Consider the following 20,325-nt stretch of genomic DNA (forward strand, 5'->3'; position numbering starts at 1 on the left):
CCGCGCGGAGAACTGGCATGCATGGAACGTTTGGCTGGGAACCCCCGCAGATCCTGGATGCGGTCTTCAAGGCGTACGACATACGCGGCACGGTGCCCGATGACATCGACGCGCGCTTTGCCCACAGCCTGGGCATGGCGGCGGGCGCGCGGGCGCTGGAACTGGGCGCGCGCGCCATGGTGGTCGGACGCGACGGGCGCCTGAGCAGCGTCGAACTGGCGGCCGCCTTGCAGGCCGGCCTGCGCGCGGCCGGCCTGCACGTGATCGACATCGGCATGGCCACCACGCCGATGGTGTACTTCGCCACCTGGTTGATGGATACCGGCGCCGGCATCGCCGTGACCGGCAGCCACAACCCGCCGGCCCACAACGGCTTCAAGATCGTGATGGATGGCGCGTCGCTGTACGGCGAGGGCATCACGGCGCTGCGCGACGCGATGCGCCAGCCGATCGAGTCGGCCAGCGTGGCCGGCGGCCGCACCCAGATGCAGATCCAGCCGTGCTACGCGGCGCGGCTGATGGGCGACATCCGCATGGCGCGGCCGATGAAGATCGCCATCGACTGCGGCAGCGGCGTGGCCGGGGCGGTGGCGCCGGCGCTGTTCCGGGCGTTGGGCTGCGAGGTCACGGAACTGTTCTGCGAGGTCGACGGCTCGTTTCCGGGACACCACCCGGATCCGGCCGATCCGCAGAACCTGCAGGACCTGATCTATTGCCTGCGCTATTCCGATTGCGAGGTGGGGCTGGCGTTCGACGGCGACGGCGACCGGCTGGGCGTGGTCACCAAGTCGGGCCAGATCATCTGGCCCGACCGGCAGTTGATCCTGTTCGCGCGCGACGTGCTGGCGCGCAACCCGGGCGCCGAGATCCTCTACGACGTCAAGTGCAGCCGCCACGTGGCGCGTGCCATCGCCGAGGCCGGCGGCAAGCCGACCATGTGGAAGACGGGGCACTCGCTGATCAAGGCCAAGATGCGCGAGACCGGCGCGCTGCTGGCCGGCGAGATGAGCGGCCATATCTTCTTCAAGGAACGCTGGTACGGCTTCGACGACGGCATCTACGCGGCCGCGCGGCTGCTGGAGATCCTGTCGGCGGCGCCCGACCCGTCGGCGCTGCTCGAAAGCCTGCCGCAGTCCTGCGCCACCCCTGAAATCAAGCTGGAAACCACCGAAGGCGAGCAGTTCACGTTGGTGCAGGCGCTGCGCGAGCACGGGCAATTCCCCGGCGCGCAGTCCATCAACGACCTGGACGGGGTGCGGGTCGACTACGCCGACGGCTTCGGCCTGGCGCGGCCGTCCAACACCACGCCGACGGTGGTGCTGCGTTTCGAAGGAGACACCGTGGCCGCATTGGCCCGCATCGAGGAGGACTTCCGCAATGCGCTCCGGCGCGTTGCCCCTCATATCCGTTTACCGTTCTAAGGAGCATCACGCGATGGGAAAGGCGAATTTTGCGAGAGAGGCCGGGGCAGAGGCGGACAGCCTGGCCGCCAGCGCCGAATGGCAGGCATTCGCGCAGGCGGCGCGCGGCGCCGCGCTGGCCGCGGACACGCTGAAGGTGATCGAGGCGGCGGGCTTGTGCGTGGACCTGACGATGCAGCGGCAGTCGGCCGCGCTGGACGCCGCGGCGCAGACGCTGCTGCGCGCCCGCGGCTTCGAGGCGGCGCGCCAGGCGCTGTTTGCCGGGGAAGCGGTCAACTGGACCGAGGGCAAGCCGGCCTGGCACACGGCGCTGCGCGCCGGCCGCACCCGCGAGCAGCCCGACGGGCAGGACGAAGACTCGGTCTGCGAATATTCGCGCATGGCCGATTTCGTGCGGCGGCTCGATCAAAGCGCCGACTTTGCCACGGTGCTGCACATCGGCATCGGCGGCAGCGATTGGGGCCCGCGCCTGGCGATCCAGGCCTTCGGCGGCCCCGGCCAGCGGCGCCAGATCCGCTTCGTCTCCAACATCGACGGCCACGCCTTCCATGACGCGGTGGCCGGGCTGGACCCGCGCCGCTGCCTGGTGGTGGTGTCGTCCAAGTCCTTCACCACCGCCGAGACCCTGCACAACGCCCGCGCCGCCATCGCCTGGCTCAAGCGCGGCGGCGTGGCGGATCCGTCCGAACACCTGGCGGCGGTCACCGCTAACGTGCCGGCCGCGCGCGCCCTGGGCGTGCCCGCCAGCCAGGTGTTCCGCATGTGCGACTGGGTCGGCGGACGCTATTCGGTCTGGTCGGTGGCGGGCCTGTCGATCGCGCTGACCGTCGGCGCCGATGTGCTGATCGGCATGCGCGCCGGCGCCGAGGCCATGGACCAGCATTTCCAGCAGGCGCCGCTGGCGGCCAACGCGCCGGTGCAGTTGGCGCTGGCCGGGTTGGTCAATTGCAGCGTGCTCGGCCACGGTTCGCTCAACATCGCCGCCTACAGCGCGCGGCTGCTGCACCTGGTGACCTATCTGCAGCAACTGGAAATGGAGTCGCTGGGCAAGCGCGTCGGCGGCGATGGCGCCGAGATCGACGTGCCCAGCGCGCCGATCATCTGGGGCATGCCGGGAACCGACGGCCAGCACACCTTCTTCCAGTGGCTGCACCAGAGCGCCCAGGGTGCCCCGGTCGATTTCATCGCCAGCCTGCAAGGCCACCCCGACAGCGCCGACGCCCACCGCATGCTGCTGGCCAACTGCCTGGCGCAGCGCCAGGCGTTGATGCGCGGCAAGAGCCTGGAGCAGGCGCTGCTGGACGTGGCCCATATCGACGATCCCGACCAGGCGCTGAGCCTGGCGCGTCACATGGTGCATCCGGGCGGCCGGCCGTCCACGCTGATCGTGTTGCGCCAGCTCGATCCGCGCGCGCTTGGCGCGCTGCTGGCGCTGTATGAGCACAAGGTGTTCGTGCAGAGCGTGGTGTGGGGCATCAATCCGTTCGACCAGTGGGGCGTGGAGCTGGGCAAGCGGCTGGCCAGCGGCATCGAGCGCGAGCTGGCGGTGCCGGTCTCGGCCGGCGTGGTCGACTGGGGCCACGACCCATCCACCTCGTACTGGATCGACCGCTACCGCGGCCACGCCCAGGCGCCGCGTCCGCGCCATGCCTGGGTGCCGGGCGTGGCGGCGCATCTTTGAACGGAGAGCGGCATGACGGACATGCGCGTGCTGGTCACCGGCGGCGCCGGCTACATCGGCGCCCACACCCTGGTGGCGATGCTGGCGGCGGGGCAGCGGCCGCTGGTGCTGGACAACTTCAGCAACGGCAGCCCCGAGGCGGTGCGGCGGGTCGAGCGCCTGTGCGGCGCCTCGATCCCGCTGGTCGAGGGCGACATCCGCCAGGCCGGGCTGGTGCGGGCGCTGCTGGCGCGCGAGGCGCGGCGCGGCGATCCGGTGCGCGCGGTGCTGCACCTGGCCGGCTGCAAGGCCGTCGGCGAATCGGTGGCCGATCCGCTCAAGTACTACGACAACAATGTGGCGGGCTCGGTGGCGCTGCTGCGCGCCATGCGCGACGAGGGCGTGACGCGGGTGGTGTTCAGTTCGTCGGCCACCGTTTACGGCGAACCGCGCGCGCTGCCGTTCACCGAGGCGCACCCGCTGGCGCCCGCCAATCCCTATGGCCGCGGCAAGCTGATGGTCGAGCAGATGCTGCGCGACCTGTGCGCCGCCGAGCCGGCCTTCGGCGCCGTGACCTTGCGCTACTTCAACCCCATTGGCGCGCATCCCAGCGGCCAGATCGGCGAAAGCCCGCGCGACGTGCCCAACAACCTGTTTCCTTACATCACCCAGGTGGCGGTGGGGCGCCAGCCGTTCCTGAACGTGTTCGGCGATGACTACGCCACCGAGGACGGCACCGGCGTGCGCGATTACCTGCACGTCATGGATCTGGCGCAGGGCCACGTGCAGGCGCTGGATTACGCCGCCGGCCACGCCGGCTTCGTGGCCGTCAACCTGGGCACGGGGCGCGGCACCAGCGTGCTGGAGCTGGTGCGCGCGTTCGAGCGGGTCAGCCAGCGCCGCATCCCGTTGCGCAAGGCGCCGCGCCGTCCCGGCGATATCGAGCGGATGTGGGCCGACCCGGCGCTGGCGGCCTCGCTGCTGGGGTGGCGCAGCACCCGCGGGGTCGAGGCCATGTGCGCCGACGGCTGGCGCTGGCAGCAGGGCAACCCGGGCGGCTACGAGGCCGAGCCGCCGCCATAACCCCAACGCCGTGTCGGTTGGATTTCCGCGAAGCGGGCCGAGCGGTTACAGTTGACGGAAATATTGCGAAGCAGCATCGCGCGGCGCCGCCGTCTCGCGCGATGCACCGTCAACGAGGCACTGTCATGCTCGATTCTCACCCGATCGCCGGCCCGGCCGGCACCCGCCTGGGGCTGCCCCGATGAGCGGTCCGGCCTACCTTCCCACCGCCCACTGGAACCTGGACAGCATCGTCTCGGGTCTGCGCCAGGCGCGCGTGGCCTGGCGCGGTCCGCGCGGCCGCCTGCGCGAAGACGCCGGCCTGCGCGAGTTTCCGTCGCAGGAAGCCCTGCGCCAGATCATCAAGGATCTCAGTGGCGCCTTGTTCCCGATGCGCCTGGGGCCGATCGACCTGCGCGAGGAAGTCGAGGACTTCTACGTCGGCCACACCATCGGCGCGGCGCTGGACGCCTTGCTGCACCAGGTCAACCTGGAACTGCAATACGTCGGCCGCGACGATCCGGCGCAATTGGCCGATTCGCGGCAGCGCGCCATCGAAATCGTGCGCCGGTTCGGCGCCGAACTGCCGCGCGTGCGCGCCGCCCTCGACCTGGACGTGACCGCCGCCTATCAGGGCGACCCGGCCGCGCACAGCGTCGACGAAGTGCTGCTGTGCTACCCCGGCGTGGCCGCCATGATTCACCACCGCCTGGCCAACGTGCTGTACCGCCTGGGCGTGCCGATGCTGGCCCGCATCGTGGCCGAGATCGCGCATGCCGATACCGGCATCGACATCCACCCGGGCGCCACCATCGGCCGCAGCTTCTTCATCGACCACGGCACCGGCGTGGTGATCGGCGAAACCGCCATCATCGGCGACCGCGTGCGGCTCTACCAGATGGTGACGCTGGGCGCCAAGCGCTTCCCGCCGGGCGAGAACGGCGAGCTCAAGAAAGGCCTGGCGCGCCATCCGCTGATCGAAGATGATGTGGTCATCTACGCGGGCGCCACCATCCTGGGGCGCGTCACCATCGGCAAGGGCTCGACCATCGGCGGCAACGTCTGGCTCACGCGCAGCGTGCCGCCGGGCAGCAACGTCACCCAGGCCAGCCTGGTCAGCGACATGCCGGATTGCGGCCTGGGCGGCTGACGCCGCCCGCATTGCGCCTGACGACCGGGCGGCCACGCTGCCGCCCGCGTCCGGCCCGGGCGGCCGGGACGCCCGCGTTTCGATACGGGAGCCTGCTGGATGGACACACATCTTTCTGATCTGGCCGCGCTGCGCGGCTTCGTCGACCGCCACCCGCGGCTGTTCGTGCTGACCGGGGCGGGCGTCAGCACCGATTCCGGCATTCCCGACTACCGCGATACCGACGGCGAATGGAAGCGCTCGCCGCCCATGACGCTGCAGACCTTCATGGGCGGCGAGTACGCGCGCGCCCGCTACTGGGCTCGCAGCCTGGTCGGCTGGCGCCGTTTCGGCCAGGTTCAGCCCAACGCGTCGCACCGCGCGCTGGCGCAATTGCAGCGGCAGGGGCGGCTGTCGATCCTGGTGACGCAGAACGTTGACGGCCTGCACGAGGCCGCCGGCAGCCATGACGTGGTCGACCTGCATGGCCGGCTCGACCAGGTGCGCTGCATGAACTGCGATTGGCGCGGCGGCCGCGAGGCCTGGCAGGACACGCTGCGCCAGCACAACCCCGGCTGGATCGCGTTCGAGGCCGAGGACGCGCCCGACGGCGACGCCGACCTGGAAGGTGTGGACTTCGCGGCGTTCCAGGTGCCGCCCTGTCCGGTCTGCGGCGGCATCGTCAAGCCCGACGTGGTGTTCTTCGGCGAAACCGTGCCGCGCGAGCGGGTCGAGCGCGCCAATGCCGGCCTGCTGGCCGCCGACGCGGTGCTGGTGGTGGGCTCGTCATTGATGGTCTATTCGGGCTATCGCTTCGTCACGGCCGCCGCGCGCAACGGCATGCCGATCGCCGCCATCAACCTGGGCCGCACCCGCGCCGACAACCTGCTGACGCTGAAGCTCGCCCTGCCTAGCGCGGTGGCGCTGGCGGCGTTGACGGCGGCCTGAAAGTGGGACGGATAGCGGCCGGTTTTTGACCGGTTTAACCAAGTGCCCGCCCTGTAAGGATTTTTTTGCGCCGTAACAGACCTTTCCATAGGGTTGTCCACAGATACTGTGGATAATTCCTAGGGATTACCCCGATTTTTCGGCATCTCGCCGGGAGTCGGCCGCGACCTGTCAAGTCTCGGCGTCGGCCACCGCGTCGCCTAGCAGGGCCTTGCGCGCCGCGTGCCAACTGCCGGCGTCGGGCGCGTACAGCAGGCCGCCGCTGCGGTGGGTGGGCTTGTAGGGCGAGCCGTCAAAGCGCGCCGCGTAGCCGCCGGCCTCGCGGTGCAACAGCCAGCCGGCGGCATGATCCCAGGCGGTCAACTGGTTGTACAGGGCCACGTGGCTGTGGCCGGCCGCCAGCATGCGGTATTCGTGGGCGGCGCAGCGCAGGCTGGCGGTGCTGCCCAGGCGCGACAGGTTGGCGTTGACGGTGGTGCGCAGCGGCTCGGGCAGGGCGCCGGTGGCGATCAGCCCGTCCATGTCCTCGGGCGGCGCCGGGCTGGCCACGGCCAGCGGCGCCTGCTTGCCGTTCTCGTATTCCATCCAGGCGCCTTCGCCGCGCACCGCCAGCGCGCTGTCGCGGTTGACCGGGTCGTAGATCACGCCGGCTATCACGTCGCCGCGATGGCAGGCCGCGATCATCATGCCGAACAGCGGCAGGCCGGCGACGTAATTGCGGGTGCCGTCGATGGGGTCGATCAGGAACGCCAGCTCGGCGTCCACCAGCATGTTCAGCAGGGCCGGGTTGCGGGTCGAGGCTTCCTCGCCGATCAGCACCGCGCCCGGGTGCAGCCGCGCCAGGCGCGCGGCGATCAGGCGCTCGGCGGCCTCGTCGGCGTCGGTGACCAGGTCGCGCGGCGAGCTCTTGTCGCGCACGCTGCCCTCGGGCAGGTTGCGAAAGCGCGGCATGACCTCCGCCTGCGCGGCTTCGGCCAGAATGCCGGCCAGCTTGCGGGTGTCCTCTCGGGAAAATGTTCTGCTCATGGTCGCTCGTCCAGGGAACGCGCAAATCTATCACGCCTGGGCGGTATTTGAGCGCGATTTATAACCGCCTGAAATAAAAGCGGATTTTCCACCTGTGCAGGGGTTATCGGCGAGGTTGTCCACAATTGCTGGGGATAAACGGGGCCGACGCCCCGTTGGCCCCATTCCTCTCCCCCGGGGCGGGCGCCCGGGGGGAGGGCGGACGCGCTCAGGCGCCCAGGTCGACGCAGAGGTACTTGATTTCGAGGTATTCCTCGATGCCGTACTTCGAGCCTTCGCGGCCCAGGCCGGACTGCTTGACGCCGCCGAACGGGCCGACTTCGTTGGAGATCAGGCCGGTGTTGATGCCGACGATGCCGTATTCCAGCGCCTCGGACACGCGCCAGATGCGGGCGTAGTCGCGGGTGAAGAAGTAGGCGGCCAGGCCGAAGATGGTGTCGTTGGCCATGCCGATGACTTCCTCTTCCGATTCGAAGCGGAACAGCGGGGCCACCGGGCCGAAGGTCTCTTCGGTCGCGAAGCGCATCGACTGGGTCACGTCGCGCACCACGGTCGGCTCGAAGAACGTGCCGCCCAGCGCATGCGGCTTGCCGCCGGCGATGACCTTGGCGCCGTGCGCGGTGGCGTCGGCGATGTGTTCCTGCACCTTCTCGATGGCGTTGCGGTCGATCAGCGGACCCTGGGTGACGCCGTCCTCGAAGCCGTCGCCGACCTTCATGGCGTTGACCTTGGCCACCAGGCGCTTGGCGACTTCCTCGTACACGCCGGCCTGCACGTAGATGCGGTTGGCGCAGACGCAGGTCTGGCCGGCGTTGCGGTACTTCGAGGCCAGGATGCCGTCGACCGCGCGGTCCAGGTCGGCGTCGTCGAACACGATGAAGGGCGCGTTGCCGCCCAGCTCCAGCGACAGCTTCTTGATGGTGGGGGCGCACTGCTCCATCAGCGTGCGGCCGACTTCGGTCGAACCGGTGAAGCTCAGCTTGCGCACCACGTCGCTTTCGCACAGCGCCGCGCCGATCTCGCGCGAGCTGCCGGTGATGACGTGGAACACGCCGGCCGGCACGCCGGCTTCCTCGGCCAGCACCGCCAGCGCCAGCGCGGTCAGCGGCGTCTGCTGGGCCGGCTTGACCACCATGGTGCAGCCGGCGGCCAGGGCCGGGCCGACCTTGCGGGTGATCATGGCGGCCGGGAAGTTCCACGGCGTGATGGCGGCGGTGACGCCGATCGGCTGCTTGAGCGCCAGCAGGCGCTGGCCGGCCTTGGGGCTTTGCAGCACGTCGCCGTCGATGCGCTTGGCTTCCTCGGCGAACCATTCCAGGAACGAAGCGGCGTAGGCGATTTCGCCGGCGGCCTCGGTCACGGGCTTGCCCTGTTCCGAGGTCATGATGGCGGCCAGATCCTGCTGGTTCTGCATCATCAGCTGGGCCCACTTCAGCAGGATCGCGGCGCGTTCCTTGCCGGTCTTGGCGCTCCAGGCGGGCAGGGCGGCCGCGGCGCTGGCGATGGCCTGCTCGGTTTCCTTGCGGCCCAGCTTGGGCACCGACACGATGGTCTTGCCGGTGGAGGGATTGTCCACGGGGATGGACGGGCCGTTGCCGGCCGCCACCCACTTGCCGTCGATGTAGCAGGCGTCGCGCAGCAGTTCGGGACGCGACAGGGGATGGGTCAATGACGTCATTGCAATAGTCTCCTCTATAGGAACGCGGCCGCCGGGGCGGAACTGACGCGGGCGCAGCGGAAATCCGCTACGCCCGCAATCGCCGTGCCCGACGGCCGGAAAACCGGATGATCGGATTGGCGCTTAAGCGGCCAGCGACTCGGCCAGGATGTCCAGCGCGCGGTCGAACTGCGCGTCGGGAATGGTCAAGGGGTACAGGAAGCGCAGCACGTTGCCGTACACGCCGCAGCTTAGCAAGATCAGGCCTTTGGCGATGGCGCGGGCCTGCACCTTCTTGACCGCCTCGGCATCGGGCTTGCCGTTGGCGTCGTTCAGTTCCAGCGCCACCATCGAACCCAGGCCGCGCACGTCGGCGATGCCCGGCACCTTGGCGCGCAGGCCCTCCAGGTGGGCGCGCAGCTTGTCGCCCAGTTGCGTGGCGCGCTCGCACAGTTTTTCCTCGGCGATCACGTCCAGCACGGCGTGGGCCGCGGCCACCGCCAGCGGGTTGCCGGCGTAGGTGCCGCCCAGGCCGCCGGCGGCCGGGCCGTCCATGACGTCGGCGCGGCCGACCACGCCCGAGATCGGGAAGCCGCCGCCCAGGCTCTTGGCCATGGTGATCAGGTCGGCCTGCACCGAGTGGTGTTCCATGGCGAACAGCTTGCCGGTGCGGCCGAAGCCGGTCTGCACTTCGTCGGCGATCAGCAGGATGCCGTGCTCGTCGCAGACCTTGCGCAGCGCCACCATCAGTTCGGGCGGGGTGATGTTGAAGCCGCCTTCGCCCTGCACCGGTTCGATGATGATCGCGGCGACGCGCTTGGGATCGATGTCGACCTTGAACAGCAGATCCAGCGCCTTGAGCGAGTCGGCCACGGTGATGGACTGGGTGCCATTGGGGAACGGCACGTGGTAGATGTCGCCCGGCATCGGGCCGAACGACAGCTTGTAGGGGGCGACCTTGCCGGTCAGCGCCATGCCCAGCATGGTGCGGCCGTGGAACGAGCCCGAGAAGGCGATGACGCCCGAGCGGCCGGTGGCCGAACGCGCGATCTTGATGGCGTTTTCGACGGCCTCGACGCCGGTGGTGAAGAAGGCCGACTTCTTCAGACCGTCGATCGGGGCCAGGCGGTTGATGCGCTCGGCCAGCGAGACATAGCCTTCGTACGGCACGATCTGGTAGGCGGTGTGGGTGAAGTGGTCGAGCTGGGCGCTGACGGCGGCCTTGATCCTGGGATGCAGGTGGCCGGTGTTCAGCACCGCGATGCCGCCCGCGAAGTCGATGTACTCCTTGCCTTCGGCATCCCACAGCGTGGCGTTCTCGGCGCGCACGGCGTAAAAATCACACATCACGCCAACGCCTCGCGGCGTGGCCAGGGAACGGCGGGTATTCAGGTCCTGATTCTTCATCTCAGCCTCGGATGGCAAGTGGGCGGTAAAGCCTTACTTTAATGCTACTATGGCCCCATTGGTGGGAACCACTTTTATAAATCAGGTAGAACCAATTGCGGTCAATCGTCGGAGACTTGCTGCAACTGCGCCTGGCCGATGCCGCCGGCGGGCCGATGAACAAGCGCCTGTACCACGGCATCCGCGAGGCCATCCTGGATGGCTCCATCGCCGCCGACTCGCGGCTGCCGGCCTCGCGCGACCTGGCCGCCGAACTCGGTATCGCCCGCAATACCGTGGTGCACGTCTATGGCCAGTTGCTGGCCGAAGGCTACACCCGCAGCCTGCAGGGCAACGGCACCTTCGTCAACGCCTCGCAGCCCGACTCCTATCTGGCCAGCGGCCGCCAGTCGCGCCGCGCCCCGGTGGCGCAGCCGCGTCCGGCACTGTCGGCGCGCGGCGCCGCCATCGTCGATGGCGTGTCGGCCTCGCCCTACCAGTGGGGGGCATTCATGCCGGGCGTGCCCGACCTGACCGAGTTTCCGCACAAGAAGTTCGGCCGCATCTTTTCCGCGCTGTGGCGCAACCCCAGCCCCGATCTGCTGACCTACGCCTACGGCGGCGGCCTGCCGGCGCTGCGCGAGGCGCTGGCGCAGCACCTGGCGCTGACGCGCTCGATCGACTGCGATCCGGACCAGATCCTCATCACCGAAGGCTCGCACCAGGCCATCGACCTGGCCACCCGCATCCTGGGCGAGGCGGGCGAGACCGCCTGGGTCGAGGATCCGGGCTACTGGGGCGCGCGCACCGTGCTGCAAGCGAACGGCCTGCATACCGTGCACCTGCCGGTGGACGAGGAAGGCATGCGCCTGCCGGACGCGGGCGCGGTTCCTGGCATGGCGCCGCCGCGCTTCATCTTCGTGACGCCGTCGCACCAGTATCCGCTGGGGCCCGTGATGTCGCTGGCGCGGCGCCGGCAACTGCTGGCGGTGGCGCGCCAGCATGGCAGTTGGATCATCGAAGACGACTACGACAGCGAATTCCGCTTCTCGGGCCGGCCGATCGCCTCGCTGCTGGGGCTGGAGCCGGACGCGCCCGTGATCTACATGGGCACCTTCAGCAAGACGCTGTATCCGGGCCTGCGGGTCGGCTACCTGGTGCTGCCCAAGCCGCTGACCGCGGCGTTCCAGGCGGCCCACGCCGAGCTCTACCGCGAAGGTCACCTGATGACGCACGCGGCGCTGGCCACTTTCATCGCCGAGGGCCACTATGCCGCCCACATCCGCCGCATGCGCATGTTGTACGCGCGCCGCCGCGCCATGCTGGTCAACCTGATCGAGCGGCGCCTGGGGCCCGACTGGCTGCACCGCGACGCCAGCCTGGCGGGCCTGCATCTGGTGCTGACACTGCCGTCCCACATGGACGACCTGCGGGTGGTGGAAGTGGCGCGCCGCAAGGGCGTGCTGACGCGCGCGCTGTCGCGCTACTACGTTGGCGCCGAAGGCCGCCGGCCGGGGCTGCTGCTGGGCTATGCCTGCGTGCCCGAGCATGACATCGCGCGCAAGTTCGAGGTGCTGCTGGAAAGCCTGGCCGAAGTGGCGCGGATGACGCCCGCCGCCCCGGCGCTGGTGGCGCAGCCGGCCTGACACCGGCCTTGGCGGCCGGCGCGTCGCGATTCGCGCGGGGCCGCGCCTGTCAGTGGGCTCAGATCAGGCGTTCATGTCCGCCGCCCAGCGCGGCCGCGAAGGCCGCGGCATTGCGCATGCCCTGGTCCTCGAAGTTGGTGTTGAACACCGCGTGCGCCTGCGCGCTCTGTCGCGCCAGTTCCTGGAAGCGGCGCGCCAGTTCGGCCAGCTCGGCTTCCGAATACTCGTACTGGAAACGCCCCGACGAGGCGGCGCCGTTGGCGTTCCAGGTGGCGGCGTTGCGGCCGTGCAGGCGCAGCAGCGTCAGGTCGGGGTGGGTGCATGCCCATACCGCCGGTACGCTGTTTTCGAACCCCTGCGGCGCGTCCACCACGGTATGCACCAGGCCCAGCTCGCGCTCGAACGCCAGCGTGGCGGCCGTGGCCTCGGACGAGTCGAACCAGCCGTGGTGGCGGAATTCGACCGACAGCAGGTGTTCCGGCAGGCGCCGCGCGCATTCGGCCACCAGGGCGTGGCCGCGCGCGTCGCGCCGTATCCAGGGCGGGTACTGAAAGTGCACCGCGCCCAGCTTGCCGGCCATGCGCAGCGGTTCCAGCGCCAGCGTGTAGCGACGCCAGAGCTCATCGCGCAGATCGTCCGGCATGGCGTGGTGATAGATGACCGGCTCGGGCCAGTCGGCCAGTTCGCGGCGGATGTCGGCGGGCAGCGACGCCAGCGGCGTCTGGTGGCCGGTGAAGAGGCGGTAGGCCTTGATGTTGAAGACGAAATCGTCGGGCGTGCGCTGCGCCCACAGGTAGGCGTTTTCGGGCGTCGGCAGCGCGTAGTAGCTGGAATCGACCTCGGCCAGCCCGAAGCGGCTGGCGTAGAAGCGCAGCCGGGACTGGGCGTCGTGCGCCTGGCGCGGGTAGAAGCGGCCGCACGCCAGCAGCGTAGGGTCGGTCCAGGAGGCGGTGCCGGCAAGCAGGCGCATGGGGAAAACGGGCGTATCGGGAGCGGGAGGCGATGCGGTTATGATACCTGGATATATACCCAGGTATCGGGCCGCGCCGAGCGCGCCCGCCGCCGTCCATCCCGCGCCCCATGTCCGACCAGAACCCCGCCAACCCGTCCAGCCGTCCCGATCCCCTGGCCGACCTGAATCCCGCTCAGCGCGAGGCCGCCGAGTTCGGCGTCGGCGGCGCGGGCGACGACGGCCCGCTGCTGGTGATCGCCGGCGCCGGCTCGGGCAAGACCAACACCCTGGCGCATCGCGTCGCCCACCTGATCCTGAACGGCGCCGATCCGCAGCGCATGCTGCTTTTGACCTTCTCGCGCCGCGCCGCCCAGGAAATGGAGCGCCGCGTCGGCAGCGTGCTGCAGCGGGTCATGAACCTGCGCGGCACCCAGCAGGCGCCGTCGCTGCCCTGGGCCGGCACCTTCCACGCCATCGGCGCGCGCCTGCTGCGCGACTGCGCCCAGCGCATCGGCCTGTCCGAAGCCTTCACCATCCATGACCGCGGCGACGCCGAGGACCTGATGGGCATGGTGCGGCACGAACTCGGCCTGTCCGCCACCAAGTCGCGTTTTCCGCTCAAGGGCACCTGTCTGGCGATCTATTCGCGCGTGGTCAACAGCCAGGCACCGGTGGCCGACGTGCTGCACGCCACCTTCCCGTGGTGCGCGCAATGGGAGGACGAGCTCAAGAACCTGTTCCGCGCCTACGTCGCCGCCAAGCAGGACCAGCAGGTGCTGGACTACGACGACCTGCTGCTGTACTGGGCCGAGATGATGGGCGACGCGGCCATCGCCGCCGACGTCGGCGCGCGCTTCGATCACGTGCTGGTGGATGAATACCAGGACACCAACCGCCTGCAGGCCGCCATCCTGCTGGCCATGAAGCCCGACGGCCGCGGCCTGACCGTGGTGGGCGACGACGCCCAGTCGATCTATTCGTTCCGCGCCGCCACGGTGCGCAACATCCTTGACTTCCCGGCCCAGTTCCCGCGGCCGGCGCGCGTCATCACGCTGGACCGCAACTACCGCTCGACTCAGCCCATCCTGAACGCCTCCAACGCTGTCATCGGCCTGGCGGCCGAGCGCTATGCCAAGGATCTCTGGAGCGACCGGCCCTCGTCGCAATTGCCCGAGCTGGTCACCGTCAGCGACGAGGCCGGCCAGGCCCGCTGGGTGGCCGACCAGGTGCTGGCGCAACGCGAGGGCGGCGCCACGCTCAAGTCGCAGGCGGCGCTGTTCCGCACCTCCAGCCACAGCGCCGCGCTCGAACTTGAGCTGACCCGCCGCAACATTCCCTTCGTCAAGTTCGGCGGCCTGCGCTTCCTGGAAGCCGCGCACGTCAAGGACCTGCTGTCGCTGCTGCGCTGGGCCGAGAACCCGCGCGGGCGCATGGCGGGTTTCCGCGTGGCGCAACTGCTGCCCGGCATCGGCCCGGCCACCGCCGGCAAGCTGATGGACGCCATGGCGCAATCGGCCGAGCCGCTGCGCGCGCTGCGCGAGTTCAAGCCGGGGGCGGCGGCGCAGGCGGAGTGGGGCGCGTTCGCCGATACCTACGCCGCGCTGGCCGACCCAAACCTGCGCTGGCCCGCCGACGTCGACCTGGCGCTGCGCTGGTACGCCGGCCAGCTCGAACGGCTGTACGACGATGCGCGGGTGCGCAAGACCGACCTGGACCAGTTGGCGCGCATCGCCGCCGGCTATCCGTCGCGCGAGCGCTTCCTGACCGAGTTGACGCTGGACCCGCCCGACGCCACCAGCGACGAATCCGGCGCGCCGTCGCGCGACGAGGACTACATGATCCTGTCCACCATCCACTCGGCCAAGGGCCAGGAATGGAAGGCGGTGTACGTGCTGAATGTGGTCGACGGCTGTATCCCGTCCGACATGAGCACCGGCAGCGCCGAGGAAATCGAGGAAGAGCGGCGCCTGCTGTACGTGGCGATGACGCGCGCCAAGGAACGCCTGCAACTGATCGTGCCGCAGCGCTTCTACGTGCACCAGCAGACCGGCATGGGCGACCGCCACGTCTACGGCTCGCGCACCCGCTACATCACCAACGCCATGCTGCCGCTGTTCGACCACCTGCCCAAGCCGCCCGACCTGCCGGCGCGCGAGGCCAAGGCGCCGCAGGCGCCCAGCGTGGACGTGGCCAAGCGCGTGCGCAACCTGTTCGCGTAGGGGCGCGGGCCGCCGCGCCCGGTGGCGCTGGGCTATCATCGGCCGATACCCATACGTTGTCCGCGCAGGGCTCGCATCGCCAAAGGATGTCCATGTCTACAGAAGAGAATGCCGCCACCGATCCGCACAAGGGCGAGGTCGTGGCATCCATAGCCTACGTGCACGGCCGGCGCGACCACGAGGTGCCCATCGAGGAGGTCGGCAAGCACATCGATCCGGGCCACAGCATGCTCTGGATCGGGCTGCGCAACCCCAGCCCCGAACGGCTGGCCGATGTGGTGAACCAGCTCGGCGCCTGCGACAAGAACCAGGAAGAGATGCTGGAGGCGCACCGGCGCCCCAAGATCATCGACTACGGCAACATGGTGCTGATCGTCGCCATCACGGTCGAGGTCGAGGCCGAGCGTCCCATCTTCGGCGAAACCCAGTTCCTGATTGGCGAGGGCTTCCTGGTCACCGTGCGGCGCGGCGCCACCGCCGGCCACAGTCCCTTGCGGGAAAGGCTGGAAGCCGCGCCCGATCTGCTCAAGCGCGGCAGCGACTACGTCGCCTCCGAATTGCTGGACTGGCTGGTCGACCGCTACGTGGCGGCGGCCGGCAAGATCGAGTCGGTGGTCGAGGGCGCCGAGCAGAAGCTGCTGATCCGCGGCGCCAAGGATGCCGACATCCGCAGGCTGTACCGCCAGCGCCGCGACCTGCTGCGCATCCACACCGTGGTGTCGCCGCTGGCCGAGATCTGCCGCCGCCTGGCGCGGGTCGAGATGTCGGCGGTGGACGAACACGCCCGGCCGTATTTCGGCGAGGTGGCCGACCGCGTGCTGCGGGTCGACGAACTGTTCAATGCGCTGCGCGAGTCGCTGGCCTTCGCCTTCGAAGCCAGCCTGATGATCGGCCAGGCGGCGCAGAACGACACCACCCGCAAGCTGGCGTCCTGGGCCGCCATCCTGGCGGTGCCCACGGCCATCGCCGGCATCTACGGCATGAACTTCAAGTTCATGCCCGAGCTGGAGTCGCCCTTCGGCTATCCGGTCACGCTGGGAGTGATCGTCTCGGTCTGTTCGTTCCTGTATTGGCGTTTCCGCAGGTCGGGCTGGCTGTAGCGCGGCGCCCGCCGCCAGGGTGACGAGGTTGGCACCCCGCGCGCGCGGGGCCGGCCGGGCTGTGGCAAACTGCCTGCGTTTCTGATTCCGGAGCCCGGCCCGTGCGCGGCAAATCTCCTCTTGGCGGCGGCAGCAAGCTGACCGCCCTCGTGGTCGCCCTGATCCTGGCGGCGGCGGGCGCCATCGTCAACTGGCTGCAACCGTCCCGCCAGGGCGACGAGCGTCCGGCCGACCGGCCCGTGGCCTCCGCCGCGCCCGGCAGGGCCGGCGCGGCCCCGGCCGGCGGCGTGCCGGCCGGCCGCTATACCTTGAGCGGCATGATCGTCAACGTCGCCGACGGCGACACCGTGACGCTGCGGGCGGCCGACGGCCAGCGCCGCATCCGCATGGACAGCATCGACGCGCCCGAAGAGGGCCATGGCGCCGACCAGCCCGGCCAGCCCTACGCCGAGGCCGCGCGCCAGCATCTGGCCGGGCTGGTGGCCGGCAAGACCCTGACCGCCCAGTGCTACCTGCAAGACCAGTACGGCCGCGACGTCTGCGCGCTGATCCTGGAAGACGGCCGCTCGGCCAACCGCCTGCAGGTCGAGGCCGGCTATGCCTGGGCCTACACCGCGCGCCAGGGCGAGTACCTGAACGACAAGGCCATGCCCGACCTGCAACGCCAGGCCAAGGCCGCCGGGCGCGGCCTGTGGGCCGGCCGCAACCCCATGCAGCCCTGGAAGTGGCGCTACGACTGCTGGCGCCAGCGCCAGTGCGGCTGATCGCCGCGCGCTGGCGGGGGAAATCCGTCCTGCTGTGCGCGCCGCGGGGCGCCCGTCGGTTCCCTAGGGGGATGCCAGGGTACTGGGGCGGATACACCTTTGCTATTCTCTGTCGCACTGTATAGAAGGAAAGGTTTCCATGCGTGCTTCGATGCGGCTCTGGGCGGCGGCCATGATGCTGTTGCTGGCGTTGGCGGGCTGCTCCCGGGACGGCAGCCCGATCAACAGCCCCTATCCGGCTGGCGCCGAAGGCCAGAACACCCTGTATTCCGCCTTCGTCAAGCGTTCGCCCAAGTACCTGGACCCGGCCAGTTCCTATTCCGGCGATGAAACCCCTTATACCTACAACATCTATGAGACGCTCTACGGCTATCACTACCTGAAGCGGCCCTACGAGCTGATCCCGCGCGCGGCGGCCTCGATCGACCCGCCGGTCTACCTGGACGCGCAGGGCAAGGTGCTGCCGGCCGACGCGCCGGGCGAGCAGATCGCCGAAAGCGTCTACGACATCAAGCTCAAGCCCGGCATGCGTTTCGCCCCGCATCCGGCCTTCGCCCGCCAGGCCGACGGCAGCTACGACTACTTCCCGCTCGCGCCCGCGGACCTGGCCGGCAAATACGCCATCCCCGACTTCCCGCGCACCGGCACCCGCGAACTCACCGCCGACGACTACGTCTACGCCTTTCGCCGCCTGGCCAGCCCGCGCGTGGTGTCGCCGATCTACTCGCTGATGGCCGAGTATGTGAGCGGCCTGAAGGAATATGGCGACCGCCTGCGCCAGCGCGACCAGGCGCTGCGCCGCGACCTGCCGGGCGGCGCCGGCGCCGCATGGCTGGACCTGCGCGAAGCGGATGGCTTCACCGGGGTGCAGGCGCTCGATCCGCACACGCTGCGCATCCGCGTCAAGGGCAAGTATCCGCAGTTCAAGTACTGGCTGGCCATGACCTTCACGGCCCCCGTGCCCTGGGAGGCCGACCGCTTCTACAACCAGCCCGGCATGGCCGAGCACGACCTGTCGCTGAACACCTGGCCGGTCGGCACCGGCCCCTACATGCTGGCCGAGTCGCTGCCGAACCGCCGCCACGTGCTGGCGCGCAATCCCAATTTCCATGGCGAGCCCTATCCCTGCGAAGGCGAGCCGGGCGACCGCGCGGCCGGTCTGCTGGCCGATTGCGGCAAGCCCACGCCCTTCATCGACCGCGCCGTGTTCAGCGTCGAGAAGGAAGCCATTCCGCTGACCGGCAAGTTCATGCAGGGCTACTACGACGTGCCGCAGATCGAGCGCGGCGAGTACGGCGTGGCCATGCTGGTGGCCGCTGGTGACAGCCAGGACAAGGCGCGCAAATACGCCGAGCACGGCATCCGCCTGCCCACCACGGTCGAGACCGCCAACTGGTACATGGGCTTTAACTGGCTCGACCCGGTGGTGGGCCAGGGCGATACGCCCGAACAGGCCGAAAAGAACCGCAAGCTGCGCCAGGCCATCAGCATCGCCTTCGACTGGGAAGAGTACGTGGCGGTGTTCGAGAACAGCCAGGCCTCGGTGGCCTACGGCCCGGTGCCGCCCGGCGTGCTGGGCTACCGCGAACCGCCCGAGGGCGTGAACCCGGTGGTCTACGACCTGGTCGACGGCAAGCCGGTGCGCAAGTCCATCGAGACCGCGCGCAAGCTGCTGGCCGAGGCCGGCTACCCCGATGGCCGCAACGCCGTCACCGGCGCGCCGCTGGTGCTGTACTACGACTCCATGACCGGCGGCGGTTCCAATCCGCAGTTCGACTGGATGCGGCGGCAAATGGCCAAACTGGGCGTGCAGATGGACGTGCGCTCGACCGATTACAACCGCTTCCAGGACAAGATGCGGCGCGGCTCCGCGCAGATCTTCCTGTGGGGCTGGAACGCCGACTATCCCGATGCCGAGAACTTCCTGTTCCTGCTCTACGGCCCCAACGCCAAGGCCAAGAGCGGCGGCGAGAACGCCGCCAACTACGACAGCCCCGAATACGACAGGCTGTTCGAGCAGATGAAGTTCCTGGACGACGGCCCCGAGAAAGCGGCGCTGATCCAGCGCATGGTGGCCATCGTGCAGCGCGACGCGCCGTGGATGTTCGGCTATTTCCCGATGTCGGGCGGCGCCTACCAGCAGTGGGTCGGCAACGCCAAGCCGACCCAGATGGTGCGCAACACGTTGCAGTACATGAAAATCGATCCGGTCTTGCGCGAACGCAAGATCGACGAATGGAATTCCCCCATCTGGTGGCCGCTGGGCCTGTTGGTGCTGCTGATCGCGCTGGCGATCTGGCCGTCCTACGTGGCGCTCAAGCGGCGCGAACGGCAGACCGCCTTCGTCCAGGCGTCTCGCAAGGAGCATCAATCATGATCGGCTACGTCATCCGCCGGCTGCTGTACGGCGTGCTGATTCTGATCGGCGTGAACCTGTTCACCTTCATCCTGTTTTTCGCCGTCAACACGCCCGACGACATGGCGCGCCTGGCCATCGGCGGCCAGCGCGTCAGCCAGGACGCGGTCGAGAAATGGAAGGCCGAACGCGGCTACGACAAGCCGCTGTTCTACAACGCCCAGGCCCAGGGCGCGGCGCAACTGACCGACACCGTGTTCTACCAGCGCTCGGTGCCGCTGCTGGCCATGGATTTCGGCGCTTCCGACGGCGGCCGCGACATCGGCCGCGAGATCCAGACCCGCATGGGGCCGAGCCTGGCGCTGGCGGTGCCCACCTTCTTCCTGGGGCTGTTCGCCAGCATCGTGTTCTCGTTGACGCTGGTGTATTTCCGCGCCACGCGGCTGGACTTCTGGGGCGTGGTGCTGTGCGTCATCCTGCTGTCGATCTCCAGCCTGTTCTACATCATCGCCGGGCAGTGGATGTTCGCCAAGCTGCTGCGGCTGGTGCCGTTCTCCGGCTTCGAGGGCGGCCTGGACATGGTCAAGTTCCTGGCGCTGCCGGTGCTGGTGGCGATCGTCTCGCGGCTGGGGCCCGAGGCGCGCTTTTACCGCACCCTGTTCCTGGAGGAGATCGGCAAGGACTACGTGCGCACCGCGCGCGCCAAGGGCCTGGCCGAGCGCGTAGTGCTGCTGCGCCACGTGCTGCGCAACGCCATGCTGCCGATCCTGACCAGCACCGTCGCGGCCCTGCCGCTGCTGTTCATGGGCAGCCTGATCGCGGAGTCCTTCTTCGGCATCCCGGGCCTGGGCAGCTACACCATCGACGCCATCAACGCGCAGGACTTCTCCATCGTGCGCGCCATGGTGTTTCTGGGCGCCTCGCTCTACATTGTCGGGCTGATCCTGGCCGATATTTCCTACACGCTGGCCGACCCCCGCGTCCGTTTCGAGTAGCCGC

Annotated in this window: 15 protein-coding genes; 11 read left to right on the forward strand and 4 right to left on the reverse strand. The window is 69.3% G+C overall.

From position 1 onward, the window contains the following. The first annotated feature begins 17 nt into the window (after positions 1–17). The 5 genes from ACN6O8_RS04565 to ACN6O8_RS04585 all read left to right on the forward strand — a co-directional run bounded on the left by ACN6O8_RS04565 (position 18) and on the right by ACN6O8_RS04585 (position 6,220). Positions 18–1,421 carry a phosphomannomutase/phosphoglucomutase gene (locus ACN6O8_RS04565; protein WP_427989869.1) on the forward strand — a complete coding sequence of 468 codons (1,404 nt, stop codon included), beginning with the start codon at positions 18–20 and terminating at the stop codon, positions 1,419–1,421. Positions 1,422–1,434: 13 nt separating this feature from the next. Beyond that, positions 1,435–3,102, forward strand: a complete 1,668-nt coding sequence (gene pgi / locus ACN6O8_RS04570; RefSeq protein ID WP_427989870.1) for a glucose-6-phosphate isomerase — start codon at positions 1,435–1,437, stop codon at positions 3,100–3,102. A 12-nt stretch (positions 3,103–3,114) separates the two neighbouring features. Beyond that, positions 3,115–4,164: a UDP-glucose 4-epimerase GalE gene (galE, locus tag ACN6O8_RS04575; RefSeq protein ID WP_427989871.1), complete on the forward strand. Its 1,050-nt coding sequence runs from the start codon at positions 3,115–3,117 to the stop codon at positions 4,162–4,164. Positions 4,165–4,345: 181 nt separating this feature from the next. Then, positions 4,346–5,293, forward strand: a complete 948-nt coding sequence (gene epsC, locus ACN6O8_RS04580) for a serine O-acetyltransferase EpsC (RefSeq protein WP_427989872.1) — start codon at positions 4,346–4,348, stop codon at positions 5,291–5,293. A 99-nt stretch (positions 5,294–5,392) separates the two neighbouring features. Next, positions 5,393–6,220, forward strand: coding sequence for an NAD-dependent protein deacetylase (locus ACN6O8_RS04585; RefSeq protein WP_427989873.1), 828 nt, complete (start codon positions 5,393–5,395; stop codon positions 6,218–6,220). A 171-nt stretch (positions 6,221–6,391) separates the two neighbouring features. Here ACN6O8_RS04585 and ACN6O8_RS04590 read toward each other — a convergent pair whose 3' ends face one another. From ACN6O8_RS04590 to gabT, 3 genes are all read right to left on the reverse strand, one after another. Beyond that, entirely contained in the window at positions 6,392–7,246 is an 855-nt protein-coding gene (locus ACN6O8_RS04590; RefSeq protein ID WP_427989874.1) for an inositol monophosphatase family protein, read from the reverse strand. A 208-nt stretch (positions 7,247–7,454) separates the two neighbouring features. Further along, positions 7,455–8,924 carry an NAD-dependent succinate-semialdehyde dehydrogenase gene (locus tag ACN6O8_RS04595; RefSeq protein ID WP_427989875.1) on the reverse strand — a complete coding sequence of 490 codons (1,470 nt, stop codon included), beginning with the start codon at positions 8,922–8,924 and terminating at the stop codon, positions 7,455–7,457. A gap of 123 nt (positions 8,925–9,047) precedes the next feature. Continuing rightward, positions 9,048–10,310 (reverse strand): 4-aminobutyrate--2-oxoglutarate transaminase, encoded by a 1,263-nt coding sequence (gene gabT / locus ACN6O8_RS04600; protein ID WP_427989876.1) that lies wholly within the window; start codon positions 10,308–10,310, stop codon positions 9,048–9,050. A 95-nt stretch (positions 10,311–10,405) separates the two neighbouring features. Here gabT and ACN6O8_RS04605 point away from each other — a divergent pair, with 95 nt between their 5' ends. After that, positions 10,406–11,935, forward strand: coding sequence for a PLP-dependent aminotransferase family protein (locus ACN6O8_RS04605; protein ID WP_427989877.1), 1,530 nt, complete (start codon positions 10,406–10,408; stop codon positions 11,933–11,935). A gap of 58 nt (positions 11,936–11,993) precedes the next feature. Here the strand turns inward: ACN6O8_RS04605 and ACN6O8_RS04610 are convergent, their stop codons facing one another. After that, the gene (locus ACN6O8_RS04610; RefSeq protein ID WP_427989878.1) at positions 11,994–12,905 is read right to left on the reverse strand and encodes a DUF72 domain-containing protein; all 912 of its coding nucleotides are present in this window, start codon (positions 12,903–12,905) and stop codon (positions 11,994–11,996) included. A 110-nt stretch (positions 12,906–13,015) separates the two neighbouring features. Here ACN6O8_RS04610 and ACN6O8_RS04615 point away from each other — a divergent pair, with 110 nt between their 5' ends. The 5 genes from ACN6O8_RS04615 (at position 13,016) to ACN6O8_RS04635 (ending at position 20,321) form a co-directional block, all read left to right on the forward strand. After that, on the forward strand, positions 13,016–15,106 hold the full coding sequence (locus ACN6O8_RS04615; protein WP_427989879.1) for an ATP-dependent helicase: 2,091 nt from the start codon (positions 13,016–13,018) through the stop codon (positions 15,104–15,106). Between the two features lie 92 nt (positions 15,107–15,198). Then, complete coding sequence (locus ACN6O8_RS04620) at positions 15,199–16,206, forward strand: magnesium and cobalt transport protein CorA (protein WP_427989880.1); 1,008 nt, start codon at positions 15,199–15,201, stop codon at positions 16,204–16,206. Positions 16,207–16,307: 101 nt separating this feature from the next. Further along, a complete protein-coding gene (locus ACN6O8_RS04625) occupies positions 16,308–16,970 on the forward strand; it encodes a thermonuclease family protein (protein WP_427989881.1) in 663 nt (220 codons plus the stop codon). A gap of 139 nt (positions 16,971–17,109) precedes the next feature. Then, entirely contained in the window at positions 17,110–19,347 is a 2,238-nt protein-coding gene (locus ACN6O8_RS04630; RefSeq protein WP_427989882.1) for an ABC transporter substrate-binding protein, read from the forward strand. Next, positions 19,344–20,321 carry an ABC transporter permease gene (locus ACN6O8_RS04635; protein WP_427989883.1) on the forward strand — a complete coding sequence of 326 codons (978 nt, stop codon included), beginning with the start codon at positions 19,344–19,346 and terminating at the stop codon, positions 20,319–20,321. Before ACN6O8_RS04630 ends, ACN6O8_RS04635 begins: the two co-directional genes overlap by 4 nt. Positions 20,322–20,325 lie beyond the last annotated feature (4 nt).

The sequence above is a fragment of the Achromobacter sp. genome, assembly GCF_050285565.1.
GTDB lineage: Bacteria > Pseudomonadota > Gammaproteobacteria > Burkholderiales > Burkholderiaceae_B > Achromobacter.